At 33.6% G+C, this 14,861-nt stretch carries 14 protein-coding genes and 1 pseudogene; 7 read left to right on the top strand and 8 right to left on the bottom strand.

The window, feature by feature from the left end; all coding sequences use genetic code 11:
* Positions 1-108 (top strand): annotated as a pseudogene (locus J3495_RS19485) (IS982 family transposase); the annotation flags it as partial.
* Between the two features lie 48 nt (positions 109-156).
* On the opposite strand, the gene J3495_RS18505 reads toward J3495_RS19485, so the two are convergent.
* The 6 genes from J3495_RS18505 to J3495_RS18480 all read right to left on the bottom strand — a co-directional run bounded on the left by J3495_RS18505 (position 157) and on the right by J3495_RS18480 (position 6,485).
* Positions 157-1,629 carry a lipopolysaccharide biosynthesis protein gene (locus tag J3495_RS18505; RefSeq protein WP_210668391.1) on the bottom strand — a complete coding sequence of 491 codons (1,473 nt, stop codon included), beginning with the start codon at positions 1,627-1,629 and terminating at the stop codon, positions 157-159.
* 23 nt (positions 1,630-1,652) lie between these two features.
* Positions 1,653-2,963: a glycosyltransferase family 4 protein gene (locus tag J3495_RS18500; protein WP_210668389.1), complete on the bottom strand. Its 1,311-nt coding sequence runs from the start codon at positions 2,961-2,963 to the stop codon at positions 1,653-1,655.
* Between the two features lie 35 nt (positions 2,964-2,998).
* Positions 2,999-3,472: a DUF6036 family nucleotidyltransferase gene (locus J3495_RS18495; protein ID WP_210668387.1), complete on the bottom strand. Its 474-nt coding sequence runs from the start codon at positions 3,470-3,472 to the stop codon at positions 2,999-3,001.
* The gene (locus tag J3495_RS18490; RefSeq protein WP_210668385.1) at positions 3,469-3,636 is read right to left on the bottom strand and encodes a hypothetical protein; all 168 of its coding nucleotides are present in this window, start codon (positions 3,634-3,636) and stop codon (positions 3,469-3,471) included. The genes J3495_RS18495 and J3495_RS18490 overlap by 4 nt, the downstream gene beginning before the upstream one ends.
* A gap of 78 nt (positions 3,637-3,714) precedes the next feature.
* Entirely contained in the window at positions 3,715-6,150 is a 2,436-nt protein-coding gene (locus J3495_RS18485; protein WP_210668383.1) for a YfhO family protein, read from the bottom strand.
* Between the two features lie 50 nt (positions 6,151-6,200).
* Complete coding sequence (locus tag J3495_RS18480) at positions 6,201-6,485, bottom strand: DUF4834 family protein (RefSeq protein WP_210668381.1); 285 nt, start codon at positions 6,483-6,485, stop codon at positions 6,201-6,203.
* 123 nt (positions 6,486-6,608) lie between these two features.
* On the opposite strand from J3495_RS18480, the gene J3495_RS18475 reads away from it, so the two are divergent.
* The 4 genes from J3495_RS18475 to J3495_RS18460 all read left to right on the top strand — a co-directional run bounded on the left by J3495_RS18475 (position 6,609) and on the right by J3495_RS18460 (position 10,149).
* Complete coding sequence (locus J3495_RS18475) at positions 6,609-7,574, top strand: transporter (RefSeq protein ID WP_210668380.1); 966 nt, start codon at positions 6,609-6,611, stop codon at positions 7,572-7,574.
* Between the two features lie 176 nt (positions 7,575-7,750).
* Entirely contained in the window at positions 7,751-8,344 is a 594-nt protein-coding gene (locus J3495_RS18470; RefSeq protein ID WP_210668377.1) for a hypothetical protein, read from the top strand.
* A gap of 6 nt (positions 8,345-8,350) precedes the next feature.
* Positions 8,351-8,902, top strand: a complete 552-nt coding sequence (locus J3495_RS18465) for a hypothetical protein (RefSeq protein WP_210668376.1) — start codon at positions 8,351-8,353, stop codon at positions 8,900-8,902.
* Positions 8,903-9,030: 128 nt separating this feature from the next.
* Positions 9,031-10,149: a GTP cyclohydrolase gene (locus J3495_RS18460; protein WP_210668374.1), complete on the top strand. Its 1,119-nt coding sequence runs from the start codon at positions 9,031-9,033 to the stop codon at positions 10,147-10,149.
* Positions 10,150-10,254: 105 nt separating this feature from the next.
* Here the strand turns inward: J3495_RS18460 and J3495_RS18455 are convergent, their stop codons facing one another.
* Together J3495_RS18455 and J3495_RS18450 are read right to left on the bottom strand one after the other, a co-directional pair.
* Positions 10,255-10,725: a hypothetical protein gene (locus J3495_RS18455; protein WP_210668372.1), complete on the bottom strand. Its 471-nt coding sequence runs from the start codon at positions 10,723-10,725 to the stop codon at positions 10,255-10,257.
* Positions 10,726-10,843: 118 nt separating this feature from the next.
* Positions 10,844-12,106 carry an aminotransferase class I/II-fold pyridoxal phosphate-dependent enzyme gene (locus tag J3495_RS18450; RefSeq protein WP_210668370.1) on the bottom strand — a complete coding sequence of 421 codons (1,263 nt, stop codon included), beginning with the start codon at positions 12,104-12,106 and terminating at the stop codon, positions 10,844-10,846.
* A gap of 281 nt (positions 12,107-12,387) precedes the next feature.
* On the opposite strand from J3495_RS18450, the gene J3495_RS18445 reads away from it, so the two are divergent.
* Together J3495_RS18445 and J3495_RS18440 are read left to right on the top strand one after the other, a co-directional pair.
* A complete protein-coding gene (locus J3495_RS18445) occupies positions 12,388-13,167 on the top strand; it encodes an NYN domain-containing protein (RefSeq protein WP_210668369.1) in 780 nt (259 codons plus the stop codon).
* Positions 13,168-13,198: 31 nt separating this feature from the next.
* On the top strand, positions 13,199-14,710 hold the full coding sequence (locus J3495_RS18440; protein WP_210668367.1) for an FMN-binding glutamate synthase family protein: 1,512 nt from the start codon (positions 13,199-13,201) through the stop codon (positions 14,708-14,710).
* Positions 14,711-14,861 lie beyond the last annotated feature (151 nt).

The following is a 14,861-nucleotide window of genomic DNA, read 5'->3' as shown; positions in this document are numbered from 1 at the left end:
ATTAAAAAATTATTCCCCAGAACAATACATGCTGTTACATTGGAAGGATTTCTAATAAAGCTTACATTGTTTGTATTCGGATTACAATTAAATAAAACAATTAACTAGCAACTTGAATTAAATAATATAAAAAGAGTTTAAAAAAATATTTTTTATCTATTCTAATCTAATCCCAATTTTACCAAAAAGCATTTTGATCACCTTATTAATATCCGGTGAGATAGCAAACCTGTAATTAAGATAAACGTATAAAACAGTCACAATAGCCGATTTTAGAGCGATTCCGATTAAGGGATACACCGGAAATTCCCAAAAATAAAATAATAAAAACAAAACAGTCGTCACAATCAATGAATACAAGTTTTGTTTGGTAAAAGGATACAAATCCAAGCGTTTTACCACAAAAAGCAGTTTGGCCAAACTGTAACATGTTATAGAAACCAAAGTTGCAAATGCAGAACCAATAATACCATAAAGAGGTATAAAAATAACGTTTAGGATAAAAGTTAAACCTACCAAAGCCAATCCTAAAAATAAAACCATTCGGTAGTATTTTGTGTTAAAAATGATTGCGTTGTTGTTGCCTAAAATCAAATCAAAATACTTAGACAATCCTATCATAAAAACAACTGGAATCCCGCCTCTGTAATCCTCAGGAACAATTTGGTACAACTGATTGATGTTTACAAAGATGCACAACATGACAAAACCTCCGACAATTTGAAGATTTATTGAGGTCTTTTTATACAAATTATTCAATTCGTCGTGTTTGTTTTCATGCATCAATTTTGCTGTTATGGGATACACAATCTGGTGCATGGCACGACTCGGAACCGAAATCACCAACGCAATATAAGTCGCTACCGAGTAGTAAGCGATATTCTTGATTTCCATGTATTGATTGAGCATTATTTTATCTCCATCCAAAAGTAAATTGGCGACACTTCCCGAAAGGATAATGTAAAAAGTATATTCCATTACATGTTTAACATTCTCCGGAATATTAATCTGAAATTTTGGTTTTTTGACATAAAAAGCATAAAACATAGCTACTAAAAAAGCCACAAAATAGATTACTGCTGTAAGATAGACAAACTGAACCAAAGTGATCCATTTAAAGTACAAACCCAGCAAAGCAAAAGAAGAAAACAGGCGCAAACCTACTTCTTTTATAAAATTGCCAAAAACAGAGTGCATGTGTACACGTGCCCAGGCATAAAAAATTTCAAAATATGCCATACAAATTCCGATAAACGGAATTAAAAGCATAAACTCCTTAACCACTTCATTTTTCTTTGATACAAATGCGGTAATATCATCAAAGAAAAACAAGCCTATAATTCCCAAAGGAATACACATTAACAATGGAAACAACGCTGTAAACGATAAAAATTGCTCCCGCTCTTCTTCGGTTTTATACTGCGAATAAAACTTAACCAACGTATTTTGCATTCCGATAGCAAATAATGGCATGATAACATTGGCCGCAGAAAGAATATAATTCGTTAATGCATAATACGTTGCGCCTAAAAAAACAGGGTATAAATAAAGTGTATTCAATGCTCCAATTCCGAAGCCTATATATGTAATTATTGTATTCTTAAAAGACTGATTTAAAACAATACCCATTTTTTGATCGCAGATTTTAAATTTTAGATTTTAGATTTTGACGCTTCAGAATCTGTAATCAATTGTACTAATTGTTTGGTTAGATTTTTTCGGGAATATTGCTGCAAACCAACGCCATTAGCCTGTAATTTTCCGTCTAAAAACTGATTATAAAAGTCCAAAATTACACTTTTTAATTTCGTTTTCTCAGAATAATCAAAAAATACGCCTGTGTTTGTTTCTGTGATAATATCGGCAAAGTCAGAACCTTTTGGTCCAATGGCAATTATTGGCCGGTTTGAAACCATATACTCGAATAATTTCCCCGGAATAATACTTTTGGTTTCCTCAGAATTTATTTCGATAAGCAATAAAACCTGCGACTTTTTCTGGTGTGCAATTGCTTCATGATGAGACACATAACCCAAAACATTAAGATAATCATTCAACTTAAACGTAGCAAGAGCATCCAATACTTCCTGACTTACCGCTCCAATTAATTTTAACTCTAAATGGTTTTTGAAATCAGGAATTTCTTCAAGCAATTCTACCAAACATTCCCATAAAAATAACGGATTTCTATCTGATAAAAACGAACCAATGTGTGCAAGAGTAAATTTGATATCTAACGTTTGCTTCGCCACAGTCTCGATATCATAACCATTTGTAATCACAGAAATTGGCTTGTTGGTAATGGCCTGAAATTCGGTTTTAGTTGTCTTACTGGTCACAATAATGGTGTCGGCAGCATTTAAAACTTTATGCTCTAATTTTTTATGCTTTTTAGCAGCATAATTAGACAAACGCAAGGCTTTGTGATAACCGATCGTGGTCCAGGGATCACGAAAATCAGCCAACCAATTTACCCCTAATTTTTGTTTTAAATCCAAACCAATCAAATGCAAACTATGCGGCGGACCAGAAGTTACAATGGTATCTATATTATTTTCTTTAATGTATTTTTCGAGAAAAGAAACAGATGGTTTTACCCATAAAACACGAGCATCGGGAATAAAAAGGTTTCCTCTAACCCAAAGAAAAGTTTTATCTAAAAAAGTCTGTTTTTTCTTTTGTGGAAAAATTCCAGAACTGATTTTTTTGGTTTTATTTTTCGAAAAAACAGAAGCCAATTGATAAGGCTCCATAATTTTATTTTTAATAATAATGGCTTTCGGCGAAATTTCACTAACTAGACCTTCATCGATAATAGGGTACGTTGGATTTTCTGGCACATATACAATTGGTTGAAAGCCAAAATCTGGCAAATACTTTACAAATTTAAGCCAACGTTGCACACCAGGACCTCCCGCGGGTGGGAAGTAATAGGTTATGATTAAGAGTTTTTTTTGTTCCAATTTATTTAATTTCTGAAAATGAAAGCTTGCATAAATTAAGTTTTTTCTTCTGTGTCGTCATTTACCTTAGCTAACTCTTCAATATCTAGAATATCTTTAGGTCTATTTGAGGCTTTTTTAGCAATAATTAAATTGTCATAATCAATAAAATAAACTGGAGTCTCATTTATCATCACTATTGTTGCATCTTCTAACAATGAGGAAAAAGATTTGTCTTCTAAACCTTTTACAGTAGTCATTATATCTAACCTTAAACCAAAATTTAAAGTAAAGTCAGTCCAGCCTGGAATAAATTGCATTGTTTCAATAGTTTCAAAATCTCCCAAATTAATCGAATTTAGCGCTTTTCTTAAATTGATTCTATTTTCAATAGTGTCTTCCAGATAAATATCAATATCTCCAGTATTTCTATTGTATCCATATATATTTACTGCAAATCCTCCAATAGTTAAATATTTAACTTTGTTTTTAAAAAAACTATTCCAAATAGCAATTATTTGCTCATTCATCGTTTTTTAAATTGAATTACCTTACCGGTTTTTAACGCATAAGAAACCTCAATAATTGCAATCAATCTTTCTAATCTTTCTAGATGCGAAAGAGATTTTATTTCTGCAGTTCTTTTAGCTTCCAAATCTTTTGGAGGACCAAAACTTAACACAATTTTTTTCATCGTTCAGTTTTTTAATACATCATCAAAGATAACAATTGTGAGTTTAATATACATTTCAAAAAAATATAATCAAAATGTTTAGTTGTCAGTTTTTATCTTTTTTAGATCAAAATAAATTCCGCCTACCAAAAGCAACAGCATTCCAATTGAACTGACCAAAGCGATTGTACTTCCTATTTTGATTACCTGAGGCTCAAATTTGAACTCGATTGTATGTTTACCACCCGGAACTTCCATCGATCTTAGCACATAATCTACGGGGAAATGGTCTGTCAATTTACCATCAACATAGGCATTCCATCCGTTTTTATAATACATTTCAGAGAAAACAGCCAAACCATCTTTGCCGTTACTAGATTCGTATTTGATATAATTTGGCTTGTATTCTATCACTTTTACAGTTCCGGTTGTGTCCCATTGTTTCTTCAATCTGGCACTTCTAAATTTACCTTCATGTTCTCGAACGTTAAAAACTGCCACTTTTTTAGTATCAATTGTATTCAGGGCCTTCATTACATCATCTGGTTTGTTGACCAGTTTTACTGTACTTACAAACCAAGCATTTCCGTTGGCATCTGGATTTATGGTTGGAAATTCTTTTCCTTCCTTATCTGTTTGAATGATGTATTTTACATTCAACATATCCAAAACTTCCATATTATTTTTTGCAATCTGATAATCAAATAACTGTTGTATTCTTCTCGGTTTTGCAGCATGATATCCTCCTAACGAATGGTGAAAATAAGATGCACGAGCACTTGACATATTTCCGTTTACTTCAAAAACCCTGTAATGAGTACTGTCTTTTAAAATTTGAGCATCAGAAGGTGTTTCCTGAAATGGAGCTGCAATTTCTACTGGACTAACAAAATCTTTCGCAGAAACGTATTTTTTATCCACAAAAAACAAATCAAAAATCATTAAGAGTCCTACAATAATTAATGCCGTATTTTGAGACAGTTTCTTTTTAACACACAACCATAAAATTCCAAAAGTCAATACCATAAAAAAGCCTGAACGCAATAAATCTGCCGAATATAGACTCATTCGGTCTTCTTTTAAAGCCTCTACAAAACCGGGACCGTAATTTTCTAAGAAATAACTATCGCTTGCGCCTGTAAAGTGAAACATGCTTTTAGCAAATACAAAAATCAAAATAATTCCTAAACCAAAAGCACCTGTTTGTATCAATGCCTTCAGTTGTAATTTAGGCTCTTCTTTTGCTTTAAAAAAAGATTGTAATCCCATAATAGCAAGAACAGGTAAACATAATTCAAGAATAACCTGAATCGATGAGACTGCCCTAAACTTATCGTACATCGGAACGTAATCGATAAAAAAGTCTGTCAATAATGAGAAATTTTTTCCCCATGAAAGCACTAAAGAAACCAAAGCTCCTGCAAGAAATACGTATTTTATTTTTCTTTCATCAATAAAAAGTGCCAAAATTGCCAAAAAGAAAACCACTACACCAATATAGGCCGGAGCAGCAACAATAGGCTGATCTCCCCAATACGTTGGCATCCCGGATACAAAATCCTGAGCTTGTGCTGATGGTACTCCCTGCTCCGTCATAAACGAATACATACGGCTGTCTGTACCCACATTTTCATGATTTGAACCTCCAAAAAGTCGTGGCGCAATCAAGTTGAAACTTTCTGCGATTCCATAACTGTATTCCGTAATATATTCGCGGCTTAGGGCATTTTCATTTGTCTTTTTTGACCCGTCCGGATTAAAAGTTAATTCGCTGTTGCTTCGTGTACTAAATTTCGCATACTCGCTTGTTGCTAATAAATTGGTAGCATTGGCTCCGATTGCAAAAATTCCAGCTATTGCCAAAGTTCCTATGGCGATTAATAATGGCTTGTATTCTTTTTGTTTAATAAAATTAAAAGCAAAATAACCTGAAAGTATCAATAAGAAAATTAATAAATAATAGGTCATTTGAAAGTGGTTGGCATTTACTTCCAGCGCTGTTGCAAACATGGTCAACAGGCCTCCCCAAATATACTTTTTTCGAAAAACTAATAAAAATCCGGCAATTACCAAAGGCATATAGGCAATGGCATGCGCTTTTGCATTATGACCAACCCCCAAAATAATAATTAAATATGTAGAAAAACCAAAGGCTAAAGCACCAATAAAAGCTTTTAAAGGATCTGTTTTCAGAACCAATAATAAACCATAAAAACCAAGAAAGTACAAAAATAAATAATCGGCAGGACGTGGTAAAAAGCGCAACAGATCATCCAACTTGCCCACAAAATCATTAGGATAATTAGCGCCTAACTGATAGGTTGGCATCCCTCCGAAAGCTGAATTCGTCCAAAAAGGTTCTGCATGTTCTGTGGCTCTAAAATCATTTTGCTCTTTTGCCATCCCGGTATACTGCGCAATATCGGACTGAAAAATTTGTTTTCCTTGTAAAACAGGATAAAAATAAATTAAGGAAACGAGGATAAACCCAAGTATTACAAGGGCATGCGGATAGAATTTATTTACTATTTTCAATTTTGGTTGGTTTGGGTTAAATGATGAATACCTCTGATTTAGGCACAAATTTAATCTATTTCTTCGTAATCAACATAATCTCCCACTTTTTTGGTCTCACGAGGATTTTTTACATTAGCAGTATCAATGATTATCTCATCCTGACTGGTACGTGTTTTTTGCCAAGAAGTATCTTGACTATATTGTTGTTGTCTCTGAAAATTCTCTCCCGCTTTTTCAACTGCCTTTTTTACTAATACAGGTAAAAAGATTTTAGCCAAAAATTTAAAAATATAATAAAAAGCCATCATCCACATGATTGCTTTTAATAATCCTAAAAATGACGCTTCTTGCATAATAGTCTAATTTTTTTTCAAAATTAATAAATCCATTGTTCAAAATTAAAATATCAATCTTAAATAAATAATAAAATATGTACATTTGAAATGCGTTATTACTTTTTAACCAAAAAATAAATTATGCTAAAAATTAAAAACTGGGTCTTTGCAAGTGCCCTTTTGCTGCCACAATTTTTCTTTGCACAATATACCGATGTGATCAATTCTAACCGTCCGGGAGAGACAATGTCTGCGTACGCAGTAGGAAAAACGGTTATACAAGCCGAAATGGGTCTTTATGGAATCAATGAAAAACATGATTTACTGGGTTATAAAGGAAATGGTATGGGGACCGATTTAACCATCCGATACGGGGCTTTTCTAGAAAAACTGGAATTTATTGCCGATATTCAGTATCAAATGGAGAATTTTACCACTCCTTTTTCAGAATACAAAAAAAATGATTTTAGACAAACCATACTGGGAGCCAAATATTTGATTTATGATCCGTTTAAAGGTTACGAAAAAACAGCTAATATTTATAGTTACAAAGCCAATCATGCTTTTAAATGGCGTCAATTAATTCCGGCTGTTTCTGTATTTGCAGGAGCCAATTTTACTTTCAAAGACAATCCTTACGCTTTTGGTTCTAATACTTTACAATACAAAGCAATAGAAACTACTATTTCTCCAAAAATAATGCTGATTACTCAAAATCATTTTGGTGACGGAAGATGGGTATTGGTTGGGAATTTTATTGCCGATTATATTTCGACCGATAATCCAACTTATGGTTATTTATTGACTTTGACAAGAGGTTTTAACGACAGATGGTCTGGCTTTTTGGAAAATCAGGGATTTAAAAGTGATTTTTACAGCGATGCTATTTTGCGTGGTGGAGCCGCTTATTTATTGAGCAAAAACATGCAGGTAGACGCTTCTATCAGTAGCAATTTTAAAAACACGCCGTCTATTCTTTATGGTGGAATTGGATTCTCGTGGCGCTACGACGCTAAATACAAAGAAGTACAATTGCAAAACAAAAAAGACCAAAAAGAAAAAGATTATCAGGCAGAAGAGAGAAAACGTAAGTCAAAATATGAGTAAATAACAAAGAATGAAAAAAAGAGGTTTTAATCTAATTGTAGCCAGAATATTATTCATAAAACTGTTCCATTTAACATTCTCAAAGAGACTTTTGCAAACCAACTTAATTCATAACCAACTCAAATACGGACTTTTTACATGATAAAAAGTCCGTGTTTTTTTTACAAAATGAAGAAATGAAAAAAAGAATTTTAATCTTATACATTAGTTTGCAACTCACATCTTGTACATTTCCATCTTATGTTTTTCAGGAAAGAAAAATGCAAACTGGTTTAGATTTTACATCGGGAAAATGGTTATTAAATACTGTGGATGCGCCTTATAATGTTAATGCAAAATTAACCCAAATTATTATCAAAGATTTCACGCAGCATTTAGATACAAGATTAAATTATGTACCAAAAACAAAAGGACTCTTTTTACCCCAAAATACGCCTTTTAATCCCACAAAAAAAGAAATAAAGAACTTAAAAATAGGAACCAATTTTGATTACTTTATAAATGTAAAAGCTTTAAAATCTAAACAAAATCTAGGAGCAATAGATATAACACCCCATAGATTTAGAAATGAATCAGAAACCTCTGTTATCGTTCAAATTGAAATATACGATTTAAACAATGAAGAAATTATTTATTCTGAAACTGTGGAAGGGAGTGTTGCAATTTCTAACAACAATAACAATGATATCATTTTTTCTAAATCAGCAGATGGTTTAATTTTTGGAGCATATAAAAGAATAAAAAAAGATATTAATAAAAAGTCAATCTAATATTTTATGAAAAAAAATATCAAAATAATAACATTATTACTTATAGTTTTTCAGTTCACCTACGCCCAAAAGACAGGAGTAGAACAATCCATTTTTAATGTACAAACTGGATTTCTGGGAGTTTGGGTAAACAATGAATATCGTTTATCTAATGAAATCGTTTTAAGGAGCGAAATTGGCTTAGATTCTGGATTGCGTGAATGTAATGACTGTTTTATTGATTATACTTTTCTTACTCCAGTAATAACTTTAGAACCTAGATGGTATTACAACATTAAAAAAAGAAATAGTGAAAATAGAGGCACAAATAATAGCGCAAACTTTTTAGCTTTAGGTATCAACTATCATCCAGATTGGTTTGTCATTTCAAACGAGGAAAATATTAGTGTTTCCAATCAGATTTCTATAATTCCAAAGTGGGGAATCCGAAGAAATATTGGAAATAGCGATTTTAATTACGAAGCAGGAATCGGCATTGGCTACAAATATTATTTAGATGAAAGTATTTCAGGCATTGCCGGTGATTTACATCTCAGAATTGGTTACACTTTTAAATAAGAAAAACTTAAGCCCATTAATTTGGGCTTTTTTAGTAGCAGACCTTTTTAGTTCTAGTAAAGATAACTATATTCGTGGCTTCGATTTTAGATCGAAAAACAAAGACTTCAAAACAAAAAAAGATCTTCATGATTACAATTAAAGAAGCCAAAACCAAGAAGGAATTAACAGAATATGTAAAATTTCCGTTTTCGGTATATAAAGACAATCCGTATTGGGTTCCACCCATTATTGCCGACGAATTAGAATCGTTTGATAAAACCAAAAATCCTGCTTTTGATAATGCCGAAGCCTATTTTTATCTCGCATACAAAAACAATCAGATTGTTGGTCGAATTACCGCTATTATCAATTGGGCAGAAGTTAACAATCAGCACAAAAGAAAAGTGCGTTTTGGCTGGTTTGATGTTATCGATGATATTGAAGTGACAAAAGCCCTTCTGGAAAAAGTATACGAATTAGGAAGGCAAAACAATATGGATCATGTCGAAGGCCCGATGGGATTCTCAAATTTAGACAAAGTGGGAGTTCTTACCGAAGGTTTTGACCAGGTTGGCACCATGATTACGTGGTACAATCATGCGTATTACGTAAGACATTTTGAAGAATTAGGTTTTAGGGTAGAAAAAGAATATATCGAAAGTATTTTCCCTTTTTCGAATGTAAAACCGGAGTTTTTTCTGAAAGCGCAGGAATTAATCAAAAAAAGATATGAGCTGCGTTCGCTGACTTTTACCAAAACTAAAGACATTATGCCGCACGTGGATAAAATGTTTGATTTGTTTAATGACTCGTATGCAAAACTCTCATCATTTGTCGCCATTTCGGATATTCAAAAAGAATATTTCAAGAAAAAATACATCAGTTTTATCAATCCTGAATACATCAAATTTGTGGTTGACAAAGATGATAATCTGGTCGCATTTAGTATCGTAATGCCTAGTTTTACAGAAGCACTTCAAAAGATAAAAGGCAAATTATTTCCGTTTGGATTTCTCCACTTATTAAGAGCAAGAAAACACAGCAAAGATGTTGTTTTTTACCTTATCGGAGTACATCCTGACTATCAAAACAAAGGCGTTACAGCTATTATTTTTGATGAATATTACAAAACTTTTACAGAAAAAGGAATTCGAAATTGTATTAGAACCCCTGAATTAGAAGAAAACACAGCCATCCATTTATTATGGAAAAATTTTGACCCAAAAATTCACTGTAAAAGAAAAACCTATCTAAAAGAACTTTAGAAAATAAGAGGTATTTTCAACAAGAAACATTAACCTTTTTCAATAAAAAAAATCCATTCGTCACACGAATGGATTTTTTTATAACTACTTTTTACTTTTCACAGTTTACTTTTCACAATCTATCCTGCTTAATGTATTTTTTACATCAAATTTTAGTTTTGTTCTGTCCTTAAAAACTACTTTATCATTACTTTCTATAACATCACCAAAACCTTCGATAAAAGCACCATCTTTTTGCAAAAAAGCAACTTCTCTAACAGATGAAACTCCTTCTGACATAAATGTATACTCAGCGATTAGGGTATCTCCTTTAAAATTCCCTACTATTGTTCCTTCATTTTTATCTTTTTCATAGAGATTGTAAAGTAACTTTCCATTAACTTCCTGAATCGAATTAACAGTAAAACTCAACTCAACAATACCATTATTGACTTTAGAAATATAACATTGATCTCCAGATGGCTCAGGAGCTGCGGCAGATTTTGGTGCTGCTGGCACTAATTCTTCAGTTGTTGTTTTTTTGCACGAAGCAAAAACACCTAAAATGATTACGGCTAAAACGATTATTTTTTTCATGGTTTTCTTTTTTATGGTTTAGTTGATAAAATTACTTCAAACAAAAAAAATCCATTCGTATAAAGAATGGATTTTTTTATATAATTCCCACCTAAGTGGCAATCTATTTTGAAGAAATCTAAGCGTCTAAATCTACTTTTGTTCTGCTTGCAATTTCTTTATAAGTACCGTTTTCAAGTTTCTCACGAATTGCCTCAAAAGCCACTAACGTTTCGTCAATATCTGCCAAAGTATGAGAAGTAGTAGGAATCATTCGTAATAAAATAATTCCTTTTGGAATTACAGGGTAAATTACAATCGACAAGAAAATACCATAGTTTTCTCTTAAATCGTTTACCATTACCATTGCCTCAGGAACACTTCCTTGTAGATAAACTGGTGTCACACAAGTATTTGTATCTCCAATATTAAAATTTCTTGAACGCAATCCGTTTTGCAAAGCGTTTACGTTTTCCCAAAGTTTGTCTTTCAATCCTGGGTTATTTCGCAATAATTCTAAACGTTTCAAAGAACCAATTGTCTGAATCATTGGCAATGCTTTTGCAAACATTTGAGAACGCAAATTGTATTTTAAATAATCGATAATGTCTTTATCAGCAGCTACAAAAGCGCCAATATTGGCCATAGATTTTGCAAAAGTCGAAAAATAAACATCAATATCTTGTTGCACTCCCTGCTCCTCACCTGCTCCGGCTCCTGTTTTACCAAGTGTACCAAAACCATGTGCATCATCTACTAATAAGCGGAAGTTATATTTTTGTTTTAATGCTACAATTTCTTTTAATTTTCCTTGTTGACCGCGCATTCCAAAAACACCTTCTGTAATAAAAAGGATTCCTCCACCTGTTTCAGTCGCCATTTTGGTAGCACGTTGCAGGTTTTTCTCCATGCTTTCAAGGTCATTGTGTTTGTAAGTAAATCGTTTACCCATGTGCAGACGAACACCGTCAATAATACAAGCATGTGAATCGACATCATAAACAATAATATCGTTTTTTGTAACCAAAGCATCAATAATAGACACCATTCCTTGGTAACCAAAATTTAATAAATAGGCCGCTGGCTTCATTACAAACGCTGCCAATTCGTTTTCTAATTGCTCATGGTATTTAGTGTGTCCAGACATCATACGAGCTCCCATTGGGTAAGCAGCGCCATACTGAGTTGCTGCATCAATATCTGCCTGACGAACCTCTGGATGATTAGCAAGACCTAAATAGTCATTCAAACTCCAATTTAAAATATCTTTTCCACCAAACTGCATTCTTGGACCAAGTTCACCTTCTAATTTAGGAAAAACAAAATAACCTTCGGCCTGCGAAGCCCATTTTCCTAAAGGCCCTTTATTGTTCTGAATTCTTTCGAATAAATCTTTTACCATAAATATATTTTGAAGTAATAATTTTAATTTAAACAGAGTGCAAAAATAAATATTTATTCTATGGTATCATAATAAATTAAAATGATTCGGTTTAATGATTCGTGTTTAATTCTCTTTCTTCACCAAAACAATCGCAATTAGCCCAAATTCATTGATAAAAACAAGTCCTGATTTCTAAAAATTACTAATTTATACCTGTTATAAATTTGACAGAAAACACCATTGTTACCTAATTTTTATTAATTTTAAAGAAATTAAACACAAAATCTAACACTGAAATAATGGCTTTAAGCAATTCAAAAGATCTCAAGTTAGCCGTTCTTATTGATGCAGACAACGTGCCTTACAGCAATGTAAAAGGCATGATGGAAGAGATAACAAAATTTGGAACGCCCACCACGAAGCGCATCTATGCCGACTGGACCAAACCAAACTCTAATGGATGGAAAGCTGTTTTATTGGAACACGCTATCACTCCTATCCAGCAATATAGTTATACGGTTGGAAAAAACTCATCAGATTCTGCGTTGATTATTGATGCTATGGATTTATTATATTCGGGAAAACTGGATGGTTTTTGCATTGTTTCCAGCGACAGCGATTTTACAAGACTTGCCATTCGACTGAGAGAATCAGGCATGAAAGTAATCGGCATTGGCGAAAAGAAAACTCCAAATTCGTTTATCGTAGCCTGTGATCGATTTATTTATATCGAAGTTTTAGATGGCGCCATTCAGAAGAAAAAACCAAAACCAACCACGGCAGACTCCAAAAAAGTCATTGAAAAACCAGCCGAAAAAGCATTAAATAAAATTGATAAAGCGACCATAGAACTCATCGAAGCCACTATCGAAGATATTGAGGATGATGACGGATGGGCATTTTTAGGCGATGTAGGCAACATGATTGTGAAGAAAAAACCTGAGTTTGACCCTAGAAATTATGGTTTTTCTAAGCTTACACCGATGCTAAAATCTTTGACCGATATTCTGGAAATTGACGAAAGAGAATCAGACAAAAAAGGCATCAAACACGTTTATGTTCGACTTCGATTTAATTAATATTATGACCCTTCTATTTAATTTTTAAAACATGAGAAAAAAATTCTTTATCTACGGATTTTTATTGTTGCTGGTTGTTGCAGCCATTTATTATTATACCAACCGTGGTTTTCTGCTTGTCATTATTTTACCCATTTTATTAATCGTTGGACTTTATAATACCATTCAAAAAAAACATGCTATTTTAAGAAACTTCCCCGTTTTGGGCTATTTCAGGTATTTATTTGAAATGATCGCACCCGAAATTCAGCAATATTTTATCGAAAGATCGACAGATGGAAAACCTTTTTCCAGAAATCAGCGCTCATTGGTGTATCAAAGAGCCAAAAATATCGATTCAAATTCCCCTTTCGGAACACAATTAAACCTAAACCACAATAATTACGAAGGAATCAAGCATTCTATTTTTCCGGCGAAAGTCAATGACGAATTGCCGCGTGTTTTGGTGGGAGGAAAAGATTGTAAACAGCCGTATCTGGCTTCTTTATTAAATGTTTCGGCAATGAGTTTTGGTTCGCTTAGCGAAAATGCTGTTCGCGCTATCAACATCGGAGCCAAAAAAGGAGGATTTTACCAAAATACAGGCGAAGGAGGTTTGACCGATTATCATTTAGAAGGCGGTGGCGACATTACCTGGCAAATTGGAACCGGTTATTTTGGCTGCCGAAATATTGAAGGAAATTTTAATGCCGAGAAGTTTTCAGAAAAAGCCAATCTTCCAAATGTCAAAATGATTGAAATTAAACTCTCGCAAGGAGCGAAACCAGGTCATGGAGGTGTGCTCCCAGCTGCTAAAAACACCGAGCAAATTGCCAGAATTAGAGGGGTTCTTCCACATACTTTAATTCTTTCTCCGCCAAGTCACAGCGCTTTCTCGGACGCAAAAGGGCTAATTCATTTTATTGCACACTTACGTGAATTGTCGAATGGAAAACCAATTGGTTTTAAACTCTGCATTGGTAATACCGCCGAATTTGAAGCCATTTGTCACGAGATGATTGCTGAAGATTGTTACCCCGATTTTATTACTGTTGATGGCGCCGAAGGAGGAACAGGTGCGGCTCCGCTGGAGTTTGCAGATGGTGTAGGAATGCCGTTTGAACCTGCTTTAATCTTCGTCAATAAAACGCTCGTTGGACTCAATATTCGGGACAAAATACGTGTTATCGGGAGCGGAAAAATTATTTCGGGATATTCTATCCTGCATGCTCTTGCTCTAGGGGCAGATATGTGCAATAGCGCGCGAGGTTTTATGTTCTCTTTGGGCTGCATCCAGGCATTGCGTTGCCATAATAACGAGTGCCCAACAGGTGTGGCTACACAAAACAAAATGCTGATGAAAGGTCTCGTTGTTACCGACAAATCAGACCGTGTGTATCATTTTCATAAAAATACTTTACATGCTGCCAACGAACTTCTGGCCGCAGCCGGCAAAAAAAGTTATGCAGAGGTAGACAGCAATATTTTTATGCGTGGTGATGAGTTTACCCATTTATCAGACTCTTACTTTCCAGATAATTTAACGAATGTTACCCAACATTAAAAAACAAAAAACTCTTTTGAAATTTCGAGGGCACTGAAAAACATCCCTTATTTTGATCAGGTTTATTTTTTAGACAATAAAAAAACGCTTATAACAGGACTTTAAAAAATCCGCTATAAGCGTTTTTCGTTTTATAACTGTTTTTGATTTG

The organism is Flavobacterium geliluteum (genome assembly GCF_017948595.1).
Taxonomy (GTDB): Bacteria; Bacteroidota; Bacteroidia; order Flavobacteriales; family Flavobacteriaceae; genus Flavobacterium; species Flavobacterium flavipigmentatum.
This window is presented reverse-complemented; position numbering and strand designations above follow the sequence as displayed.